This is a genomic window from Streptomyces pathocidini, assembly GCF_001418495.1.
GTDB lineage: Bacteria > Actinomycetota > Actinomycetes > Streptomycetales > Streptomycetaceae > Streptomyces > Streptomyces pathocidini.
On record NZ_LIQY01000142.1, the window covers coordinates 1 to 10,419 of the forward strand.

10 protein-coding genes and 1 rRNA gene are annotated in these 10,419 nt (G+C 69.2%); all 11 read left to right on the forward strand.

Going from position 1 to position 10,419, the window contains the following annotated elements:
* The first annotated feature begins 68 nt into the window (after positions 1-68).
* Positions 69-185 (forward strand): 5S ribosomal RNA (gene rrf / locus AOK16_RS08895).
* A 157-nt stretch (positions 186-342) separates the two neighbouring features.
* On the forward strand, positions 343-951 hold the full coding sequence (gene clsA, locus AOK16_RS08900; RefSeq protein WP_055471701.1) for a cardiolipin synthase ClsA: 609 nt from the start codon (positions 343-345) through the stop codon (positions 949-951).
* Between the two features lie 131 nt (positions 952-1,082).
* Entirely contained in the window at positions 1,083-3,578 is a 2,496-nt protein-coding gene (locus AOK16_RS08905) for a mannose-1-phosphate guanyltransferase (RefSeq protein WP_055471702.1), read from the forward strand.
* 165 nt (positions 3,579-3,743) lie between these two features.
* Complete coding sequence (locus tag AOK16_RS08910; RefSeq protein WP_055471703.1) at positions 3,744-4,667, forward strand: DUF881 domain-containing protein; 924 nt, start codon at positions 3,744-3,746, stop codon at positions 4,665-4,667.
* The gene (locus AOK16_RS08915; protein WP_019708255.1) at positions 4,664-4,996 is read left to right on the forward strand and encodes a small basic family protein; all 333 of its coding nucleotides are present in this window, start codon (positions 4,664-4,666) and stop codon (positions 4,994-4,996) included. The genes AOK16_RS08910 and AOK16_RS08915 overlap by 4 nt, the downstream gene beginning before the upstream one ends.
* Before the next feature lie 77 nt (positions 4,997-5,073).
* Positions 5,074-5,967, forward strand: a complete 894-nt coding sequence (locus AOK16_RS08920) for a DUF881 domain-containing protein (RefSeq protein WP_079101200.1) — start codon at positions 5,074-5,076, stop codon at positions 5,965-5,967.
* A gap of 455 nt (positions 5,968-6,422) precedes the next feature.
* Positions 6,423-6,953 (forward strand): FHA domain-containing protein, encoded by a 531-nt coding sequence (locus AOK16_RS28940; protein WP_276202484.1) that lies wholly within the window; start codon positions 6,423-6,425, stop codon positions 6,951-6,953.
* Positions 6,954-7,008: 55 nt separating this feature from the next.
* Positions 7,009-7,752, forward strand: coding sequence for a transcriptional regulator FtsR (ftsR, locus tag AOK16_RS08930; protein ID WP_055471706.1), 744 nt, complete (start codon positions 7,009-7,011; stop codon positions 7,750-7,752).
* 50 nt (positions 7,753-7,802) lie between these two features.
* The gene (locus tag AOK16_RS08935; RefSeq protein ID WP_055471707.1) at positions 7,803-8,276 is read left to right on the forward strand and encodes a bifunctional nuclease family protein; all 474 of its coding nucleotides are present in this window, start codon (positions 7,803-7,805) and stop codon (positions 8,274-8,276) included.
* Between the two features lie 171 nt (positions 8,277-8,447).
* Complete coding sequence (locus tag AOK16_RS08940) at positions 8,448-9,074, forward strand: MerR family transcriptional regulator (protein WP_055471708.1); 627 nt, start codon at positions 8,448-8,450, stop codon at positions 9,072-9,074.
* A 109-nt stretch (positions 9,075-9,183) separates the two neighbouring features.
* The coding region (locus AOK16_RS08945) for a DNA polymerase IV (protein ID WP_079101201.1) at positions 9,184-10,419 on the forward strand (1,236 nt) is incomplete at its 3' end.

A 10,419-nucleotide genomic window follows, 5' to 3' on the forward strand; every position in this document is an offset into this window, starting at 1 on the left:
TCTGAAACAACAACCATGTTGGCTGCCCCTTTTGTGGGGTGTGTCTCGGTTGGTTTGTTTCGTAGTGTTTCGGTGGTTATTGCGTTAGGGAAACGCCCGGTTACATTTCGAACCCGGAAGCTAAGCCTTTCAGCGCCGATGGTACTGCAGGGGGGACCCTGTGGGAGAGTAGGTCACCGCCGAACAATCTTTAGCCGCGGTCCCTGGAACTTATGGTCCGGGGACCGCGGCATTTTTGCGTTGGGAGCCTGTCGGTGACCCGCCGCCCCTCCGCACCGGCCATCAAAGGCTGCGGGTAGGGTCAGGGGGCATCGTTGGCACGTTCTTCCAGGAGGTACCCGGGTGGAGGTTCAGGAGACGCGCGTCCAGACGGACCGCGTCCTCACCATCCCGAACATCCTCAGCACGGCGCGTTTGCTCGGCGTACCGCTCTTCCTGTGGCTGATTCTCCGGCCGGAGTTCGGTGGCCCGAAGAGTGACGGCTGGGCGCTGCTCGTGCTCGCCCTCAGCGGTGTCACCGACTACCTCGACGGCAAGCTCGCCCGGCGCTGGAACCAGATCAGTCGGCTGGGCCGGTTTCTCGACCCGGCAGCCGACCGGCTCTACATCCTCTCCACCCTGGTCGGCCTGACCTGGCGGGAAATCCTGCCGTGGTGGCTGACGGCCGTGTTGCTGGCCCGTGAGCTGCTTCTTCTCGTGATGGTGGGTATCTTGCGCCGCCACGGGTACCCGCCGCCGCAAGTGAACTTCCTGGGCAAGGCGGCGACGTTCAACCTCATGTACGCCTTCCCGCTGCTGCTGCTGAGTGACGGAAGTGGCTGGCTCCCCTCACTCGCTGCTATTTTCGGATGGGCGTTCGCGGGATGGGGTACAACGCTCTACTGGTGGGCAGGGATCCTCTACGTGGTTCAGGTCCGCCGACTCGTCAGAGCGGACGCCGCAGCCGACTGAGCTCGCCGATACGGCTTCGCCGTATCAACGACGGCCCTGAAAAGGGCGGGTGCCCGAGCGCGAGATCCGTGGGCCAGCTGTTCGAGTGAAGTCGGGAAGACTGTCGTCTCTTCAAGGAGGGCGCTTCCGACATGAAGGCCGTCGTGATGGCCGGCGGCGAAGGTACTCGTCTTCGCCCCATGACCTCGAGCATGCCCAAGCCGCTCCTGCCTGTGGCGAACAGGCCGATCATGGAGCATGTGCTGCGCCTGCTCAAGCGGCACGGTCTCAAGGAGACCGTGGTGACCGTGCAGTTCCTTGCCTCTCTCGTCAAGAACTACTTCGGTGACGGTGAGGAACTCGGCATGGAACTCACCTATGCCAACGAGGAAAAGCCACTCGGCACCGCCGGCAGTGTCAAGAACGCCGAGGAGGCGCTGAAAGACGATGCCTTCCTCGTCATCTCCGGCGATGCGCTCACCGACTTCGACCTCACCGAACTCATTGCTTTTCACAAGGAGAAGGGCGCGCTCGTCACGGTCTGCCTGACACGTGTCCCGAATCCGCTCGAATTCGGCATCACCATCGTCGACGAGAACGGAAAAGTGGAGAGGTTCCTGGAGAAGCCCACCTGGGGCCAGGTCTTCTCCGACACGGTCAACACCGGAATCTATGTGATGGAGCCGGAGGTCTTCGACTACGTCGAGCCCGACGTTTCCGTCGACTGGTCCGGTGACGTCTTCCCTCAGCTGATGAAGGAAGGCAAGCTCATCGCCGGCTATATCGCGGAGGGCTACTGGGAGGACGTGGGTACGCATGAGAGCTACGTCAAGGCCCAGGCTGACGTCCTCGAAGGCAAGGTCGACGTCGACATCGACGGTTTCGAGATCTCGCCGGGCGTCTGGGTAGCCGAGGGCGCGGAGGTCCACCCCGACGCCGTACTGCGCGGGCCGCTCTACATCGGTGACTACGCCAAGGTGGAGGCGGGTGCCGAGCTCCGTGAGCACACCGTCGTCGGTTCGAACGTGGTCGTGAAGAGCGGGGCTTTTCTGCACAAAGCCGTTGTTCATGACAACGTCTACATCGGCCAGCAGAGCAATCTGCGCGGCTGTGTGATCGGCAAGAACACCGACATCATGCGCGCCGCCCGCATCGAGGACGGCGCGGTCATCGGCGACGAGTGCCTGGTCGGCGAGGAGTCGATCGTCCAAGGCAACGTCCGCGTCTATCCGTTCAAGACCGTCGAGGCGGGCGCCTTCGTCAACACCTCCGTGATCTGGGAGTCCCGTGGCCAGGCGCATCTGTTCGGCGCCCGGGGTGTGACCGGGATCCTCAACGTCGAGATCACGCCGGAACTCGCGGTCCGCCTCGCCGGCGCGTACGCGACGACCCTGAAGAAGGGCGCGACGGTCACGACCGCCCGTGACCACTCACGTGGTGCCCGTGCCCTGAAGAGGGCCGTGATCTCCGCCCTCCAGACGAGCGCGATCGACGTACGGGACCTGGAGAACGTACCGCTGCCGGTGGCTCGCCAGCAGACGGCTCGGGGGAGCGCCGGCGGGATCATGATCCGTACGTCGCCGGGTGTGCCGGACTCCGTGGACATCATGTTCTTCGACGAGCGCGGCGCCGACCTCTCACAGGCCGGTCAGCGCAAGCTCGACCGGGTCTACTCCCGCCAGGAGTACCGCAGGGCCTTCCCCGGCGAGATCGGTGACCTGCGCTTCCCGGCCAGCGTCTTCGACTCGTATACGGGATCGCTGCTGCGCGAGGTGGACTCGACCGGTGTCGCGGACGCCGAGCTGAAGGTGGTCGTGGACGCCTCCAACGGCAGCGCGGGCCTCGTACTGCCCAGCCTCCTGGGCAAGTTGGGCGTCGACGCGCTCACCATCAACCCCGGCCTGGACGAGTCGCGTCCGACGGAGACGGCGGAGGCCCGCCGGTCCGGGCTCGTACGGCTCGGTGAGATCGTCGCGTCCGCGCGGGCCGCCTTCGGGGTGCGCTTCGACCCTGTCGGCGAGCGGATCTCGCTGGTGGACGAGCGGGGGCGGATCGTCGAGGACGACCGGGCGCTGCTGGTCATGCTCGACCTGGTCGCGGCCGAGCGGCGCAGTGGACGGGTCGCGCTGCCGGTGACCACCACCCGGATCGCCGAGCAGGTTGCTGCCTACCACGGCACTCAGGTCGAGTGGACGACCACGTCGCCCGACGACCTGACGCGGGTCGGCCGGGACGACACGACGATCTTCGGCGGGGACGGGCGCGGCGGGTTCATCGTCCCCGAGTTCAGCAGCGTCTTCGACGGCACTGCCGCGTTCGTACGGCTCCTGGGTCTGGTGGCGCGTACGCAGCTCACGCTGAGCCAGATCGACGCCCGCATTCCGCAGGCCCACGTCCTGCGCCGGGACCTCGCCACCCCGTGGGCGGTGAAGGGCCTGGTCATGCGCACGGTGGTGGAGGCGGCCGGGGACCGGTCGGTGGACACGACCGACGGCGTACGGGTCGTGGAGGCGGACGGCCGCTGGGTGATGGTGCTGCCCGACCCGGCCGAGGCCGTCACGCACCTGTGGGCCGAGGGTCCGGACGAGGCCTCGGCGCAGGCGCTCCTCGACGAGTGGGCGGCCGTGGTCGACAGCGCGGGCCGCTGATCTCCGCCGGAGCCGGAGCCGGAGCGGGTCTGCGCAGCTGACAGGCGCAAATCCGGTCCGTCCTGGAGAGTGGTGCGAGTGGGGCGCCGTGTGCGCGGTGCCCCACGGCGGCACGCCGGTGGGCCCATTCGGCGGACGCCGCCGCGACGTGCGACGATGTGCGGCATGTCGTCGCAGCAACCCGTTCGGAGCACCGGTTCGCCGCCGCCCCGTCGTCCCGACGCTTCCATGTCGCTGCTGACCAGTGTGATGGATCACGCCCTCGACGACGGCTATGCCGAGGCCACGGCCCGGCGCACCGCCCGGGGCGGCAAGGAGCTTCCCAAGACCCTGCGGGCCAAACTCGGTTTCGCGGGGGGACTGGTGCTCGCTGCGGCGGTGGTGACGGTCGGTGCCGTCGAGGCGCAGATATCCGCTCCGGCGCTCGCCAAGGAGCGGCAGGAGCTGATCGACCGCATCGGGACCGACACCGCTCAGGCCGACAAGCTCGAGGCAAACGTGGACCGGCTGCGGGACGAGGTGGGCGACCGGCAGCGTGCCGCGTTGGAGCAGCACGGCGGTGAGCAGGGACAGCTCGTGGGACTGCTGGCGGGAGCCACGGCGGTGCACGGCCCGGGCATGAAGCTGGTCGTGAACGACGCCAAGGGTTCCGACGGGGGAGGCGGTGGGCCCCGGGACAGCGGGGGCTTCTCCGATACGGGCCGGGTGCGAGACCGCGACATGCAGCGGGTCGTCAACGGCCTCTGGGAGTCCGGCGCCGAGGCCATCGCGGTCAACGGGCAGCGGTTGACGGCCCTCTCGGCCATCCGCGCGGCCGGTGACGCCATACTGGTCGACAACAAGCCGCTGGTGCCTCCGTACACGGTGCTCGCGGTGGGGGACGGGCAGCGGCTGGCCTCGGAGTTCCAGAGCAGCGCCGACGGCCAGTACTTGAAGGTGCTGCAGGAGAACTACGGCGTCCGGACGAGCATTTCGGCGCAGGACGACGTGCGGCTGCCCCCGGCACCGAGCCTGATCGTCCGCACCGCGAAGCCGGTAGCCGGGAGCGCGGACAACCGCGCCACTGACACAGGGAAGGGCACATCGTGATCGCCGTACTGGGCCTCGTCGTGGGAGTCGTGGTCGGACTGCTGGTCCGGCCCGAGGTGCCGGCCGTGGTCGAGCCCTATCTGCCGATTGCCGTCGTCGCGGCGCTCGACGCGGTCTTCGGCGGCCTGCGGGCCATGCTGGACGGGATCTTCGACGACAAGGTCTTCGTCGTATCGTTTCTCTCCAACGTGGTCGTGGCCGCGCTGATCGTCTTCCTCGGCGACAAGCTCGGCGTCGGGGCCCAGTTGTCCACCGGTGTCGTGGTCGTCCTCGGCATCCGCATCTTCTCCAACGCGGCCGCGATCCGGCGGCACGTGTTCCGGGCGTGAGGCCGATGAACGACAAGGACGAGACGCGCGGGACTCCCGAGCCCGGCGAGCAGCCCGAGGCCTCCGGGACTTCGGAGATGCCTGAGCACCGTGAACCGAGCGAACCCCGTGAGCCGAGCGAGCCTCGTGAGGTTCATGAGGATCGTGAGGTGCGTGAGACGCCAACCCCCGCTCGGGAACCCGGAGTTCCGGACGAGCGGGAGAAGCCGGGTCCGGACGGCGAACCCACCGCCGGCGACGCACCCGGGTCCGACCAGCTCACCGGGCGGCAGCGGCTGGCCGCGGGCATGTGGCCGCCGCGGGTCACCCGGGCCCAACTGATCGTCGCCCTCCTGCTGTTCGTGCTCGGCCTCGGCCTGGCTATCCAGGTCCGTTCCACCACCGAGAACAGCGCCCTGCGCGGCGCCCGCCAGGAGGATCTCGTACGGATCCTGGACGAACTCGACAATCGCACGCAGCGGCTGGAGGACGAGAAGCGCCGACTGGAGACCCAGCGGACGGAGTTGGAGAACAGCTCCGACCAGGCCGAGGAAGCGCGAAGGCAGACGGTGCAGAAGGAGCAGCAACTCGGCGTGCTGGCCGGCACGGTCGCGGCCGAGGGCCCGGGAATCAACCTCACCGTGAGCAACGCCAACTCGGTCCAGGCGGACATGCTCCTCGACGCGATCCAGGAGCTGCGTGCCGCGGGTGCCGAGGCGATCCAGCTCAATGACGTACGGGTCGTGGCCGACACGTACTTCTCCGACGTGGACGGCGGCGTGCGGGTCGACGGCAAGCGCATCTCCCCGCCGTACGAGTTCAAGGTCATCGGCAAGCCGCAGGACCTGGAGCCTGCCTTGAACATCCCCGGCGGAGTGGTGCAGACGATGGAGAAGGAGCAGGCCACGGTGTCGATCGAGCGGGCGGAGAAGATCGTCGTGGACGCCTTGCGGTCGGCGGAGCGGCCTGACTACGCTCGGTCGTCATCGTAGAGAAATCGTGGTGAACCGGTCGGGTCGGGGCCTTTCGGCCGGTGCCGAGGTTGCGGGGGGTCGACGCACCAAGGGAGTGGTGCGTGGTGGAAACTGTCTGGCGGTCACGGACGTTGTACAGATGTCCGGGTCCGGTCGGTGTGTGCAGCGAGGGTTCGTCCTGCCCCACGGGCGGGTCTGTTTTCGGTCAAGGGGAATCGCCCGTGAAGTTGTTTGCGAAGTTGTTCGGCAAGAGCGCCCGAGACGGCGGCGGAAGTGGTGGTGCCCGGCACGCCGCGGGTCGCCCCGTGGAGGAGGGCTCCGCGCCGGGGGAGCGTCCGCTGTTCCGCGACGAGGTCGCGGGATCCGGCAATAATCCGGCGGGCCACGCCGCGTCTTCTGTTGACCCTGCGGCATCGGGGCGCATAGGTTTCGAAGAACCATCAACCTCAAGTATGGGTGGAGGGTTTACCGCCTTGCCTGGTTGTACGAGGTGCGGACACCGGAATGCCGAGGACAGCCGGTTCTGCTCCAACTGCGGAGCACCGCTGCGTGCCGGAGCGTCGGCCGAGCGGGCGTCCGAGACGACCTCGACCATTTCGATCTCGGGCCTCGAGGCGTACGAGACGGAGGCGACGGGTCAGGCCGCGTCCTCGCTGTCGCCGGAGGCGCACTCCGCCGTCGAGGCGCTGCCGCCCGGCTCGGCGCTGCTGGTGGTCAGCCGCGGCCCGAACTCGGGCAGCCGCTTCCTGCTGGACGGCGAGCTGACCACGGCGGGACGCCATCCGGAGAGCGACATCTTCCTGGATGACGTGACCGTCTCCCGGCGCCATGTCGAGTTCCGTCGCGGCCAGGACGGCCGCTTCACGGTCTCCGACGTGGGCAGCCTCAACGGCACCTATGTCAACCGGGAGCAGATCGACGCGGCGGTGCCGCTGTCGAACGGCGACGAGGTGCAGATCGGCAAGTACCGGATGGAGTTCCACGCCAGCCGGCGGGGCTTCTGAGCCCTTTCGCGGCCGGCTGAACCCGTCACGGGTGGACCCCCACCAGGGAAGGGCCATGCGTCGGACACCGTCAGGCGGTGCCGGTTCCGGCACCGCCGCCAGAAGAGGCGGGCTGATGAGCATCGGCACGGTGCTCCAGCAGCTGCGCGAGGAGTTTCCCGAGGTCACCATCTCCAAGATCCGTTTCTTGGAGGCGGAGGGCCTGGTCGAGCCGCGGCGTACGCCGTCCGGGTACCGCAAGTTCAGCCCGGACGACGTCGAGCGGCTCGCCTATGTCCTGCGCATACAGCGTGACCACTACCTCCCGCTGAAGGTGATCCGGGAGCACCTCGACGCGCTGGCGCGCGGGGAGGAAGTCCAGCTTCCGGCCCCCAGCCGCCCCCGTGAGCTGCTCGACGGGTCGGCCGACCAGGACTCCGAGATCCTGGCGGCGGCCCGCGTCGGCCGTGCCGAGCTGATCGCCGCGGCGGACGTCGATGAGGCCGAACTGGTCGAGTGGGAGTCGTACGGCCTGATCGGGCCGGCCGACGAGCGCGGATACGACATCGAGTCCGTCTCCGTCGCCAAGCTCATCGCCGACCTGGGCCGCTTCGGGCTCGAGCCGCGGCACCTGCGCGTCCTGAAGGCCGCCGCGGACCGCGAGGCGGACCTCGTGGAGCAGGTGGTGGCCCCGCTCAGGCGCCACCGGAACCCGCAGACCAGGATCCACGCGGAAACCACCGCCAGGGAACTGGCCGCGCTCTCCGTGCGGCTGCACGCCGCTCTCGTCCAGTCCGCGCTGCGGTACCGCCCGCACTGACGGGCGGGCCCGACTACCCAAACCGGCCGGGCACGTCCTAGGGTTGCTGTGTGAACGAGCTCGACGTCGTCGGTGTCCGGGTGGAAATGCCTTCCAACCAACCGATCGTGCTCCTGCGAGAAGTGGGAGGCGACCGCTACCTCCCCATCTGGATCGGGCCCGGGGAGGCGACCGCGATCGCCTTCGCCCAGCAGGGCATGGCTCCCGCCCGCCCGCTGACTCACGACCTCTTCAAGGATGTGCTGGAGGCGGTCGGCCAGACGCTCACCGAGGTTCGCATCACGGACCTTCGGGAGGGTGTGTTCTACGCGGAGCTGGTCTTCGCCAGCGGGGTCGAGGTGAGCGCGCGGCCGTCCGACGCCATAGCGCTGGCGCTGCGCACCGGAACGCCGATCTACGGCAGCGACGGGGTGCTGGACGACGCGGGCATCGCGATCCCGGACGAGCAGGAGGACGAGGTGGAGAAGTTCCGCGAGTTCCTCGACCAGATCTCGCCCGAGGACTTCGGCACCAGCAGCCAGTAAGGGCCCGCCCTCGCGGGGGCGTGTAGCCATTCGGCTAGCCTTTCCCTCCGAGGGGTCACGGGAAACCACCCGCAGGGTGATTATCACTCGGCGTGCCGAGTGTGGCGATCGTTGACGCACCCCGGGTGACTGCCTACCGTCGAGAAGGCAGGTCAAGGACGGAGGGTCGGCGTGAGAAGCACCGGCGACGGTACAGCGGCGGGCGGTCCGATTCCGCTCCACGGGGGTGCGGCCGACCCCACTCCCCGGCACACCGTCGCGCGGCAGGTCACCGCCGACGACCTGCCGGATCGGATCGATCACTCCGAGCGGATCGGCTACCGCGGGCCCACGGCCTGTGCGGCGGCCGGCATCACGTACCGGCAGCTGGACTACTGGGCGCGCACCGGGCTCGTCGAGCCGAGCGTGCGGCCCGCCTACGGGTCGGGCACCCAGCGGCTCTACAGCTTCAGCGACGTGGTCGTCCTGAAGATCGTGAAGCGCTTCCTCGACACCGGCGTCTCGCTGCAGAACATCCGTGCGGCCGTTCAGCACCTGCGCGCCCGGCAGCGCGCCGACCTGCGGCGGATCACGCTCATGAGCGACGGCGCGACGGTCTACGAGTGCTCGTCCCCCGACGAGGTCGTCAGCCTGCTCCAGGGCGGGCAGGGTGTCTTCGGCATCGCGGTCGGGGTGGTCTGGCAGGACGTGGAGGGCGCGCTGTCGCAGCTCCACGGGGAGCGGGTGGACACCGGCGAGACGCTCGTCGGGCAGAACCCGGCCGACGAGCTGGCCCGCCGCCGCAACCGCGCGGTCTGACCCGCGGGCCGGGCCTTCGCAGGCTGCCGGATCCGAGCTGCGGCCCCTTTGTCGCTGCCGGATCCCGAGCTGCGGCCCATTGTCAGTGCCGTGGGGCAGCATCGGTGGTGTGAGAGGCGCACCGACCATCCTGCATCTCGACATGGATGCGTTCTACGCCGCCGTTGAGCAGGCGGCGAAGCCGAGCCTGCGCGGGAAGCCGGTGGTGGTCGGGGGTATCGGGCCGCGCGGAGTGGTGGCCACGGCCTCGTACGAGGCGAGGGTCTTCGGGGTGCACTCCGCGATGGCGACGGGGCAGGCGCGGCGGATGTGCCCCAACGCCGCCTATCTCGCGCCGCGTTTCTCGCTCTACCGGCAGGTCAGCGACGCGGTCATGGAGCTGTTGCACGGGCTGTCGCCGCTGGTCGAACCACTCAGCCTGGACGAGGCGTTCGTGGATCTCGAGGCGGGCGGAACGAGCGCTTCCACGCAGGCGGCGCGGGAGGTGGGGGAGCGGCTGCGCCGCGACATCCGGGCGGCCACCGGGCTCACCGGCTCGGTCGGGCTCGCCGGTTCCAAGATGCTCGCGAAGATCGCCTCCGAACGGGCCAAGCCGGACGGCCTGGTGGTCATCGCGCCCGGCACCGAACGGGAGCTGCTCGCGCCCCTGACGGTCCGTACGCTGCCGGGAGTTGGGCCCGCCACGGCCGAACACCTGCGCCGGGTGGGCATTCACGCCGTCGGAGAGATGGTGGAAGCCGGCGAGGACGAGCTCGTACGGCTGCTGGGGCGGGCACACGGCACCTCGCTGCACGCAATGGCTCAAGGGCTCGACGACCGGCCCGTCGTCGCGGAGCGGGACGCCAAGTCCGTTTCCGTGGAGGACACTTTCGACGTGGACCTGCACGACCGGGCGCGGGTGCGGTCGGAGGTCGCGCGGCTCGCCGACCGGTGCGTGGGGCGGCTGCGCTCGGCGGGCCGGTCGGGGCGCACGGTGGTGCTGAAGGTCAGGCGGTACGACTTCTCGACGCTGACGCGGTCCGAGACCCTGCGCGGGCCCACCGACGATCCAGCGGTCATCAGGGAGGCGGCGGCGCGGCTCATCGAGTCCGTGGACACCACGGGCGGGGTGCGGCTGCTGGGGGTCGGCGTGAGCGGGCTGGCGGACTTCACGCAGGAGGATCTGTTCGCCCAGGCGGCCACCGCCGAGGAAGCCACTGCCGAGGAAGGGGCGGAGCCGGTGGCGGACGCGGCGGCCGAGGGGTCGGGTGTCGGGCCCGTGGAGGAGATCGCCGAGGAGGCCGGGCGCCGAAGATGGGCGCCGGGGCATGACGTACGGCACGCGGAGTTCGGGCGGGGTGGGTGC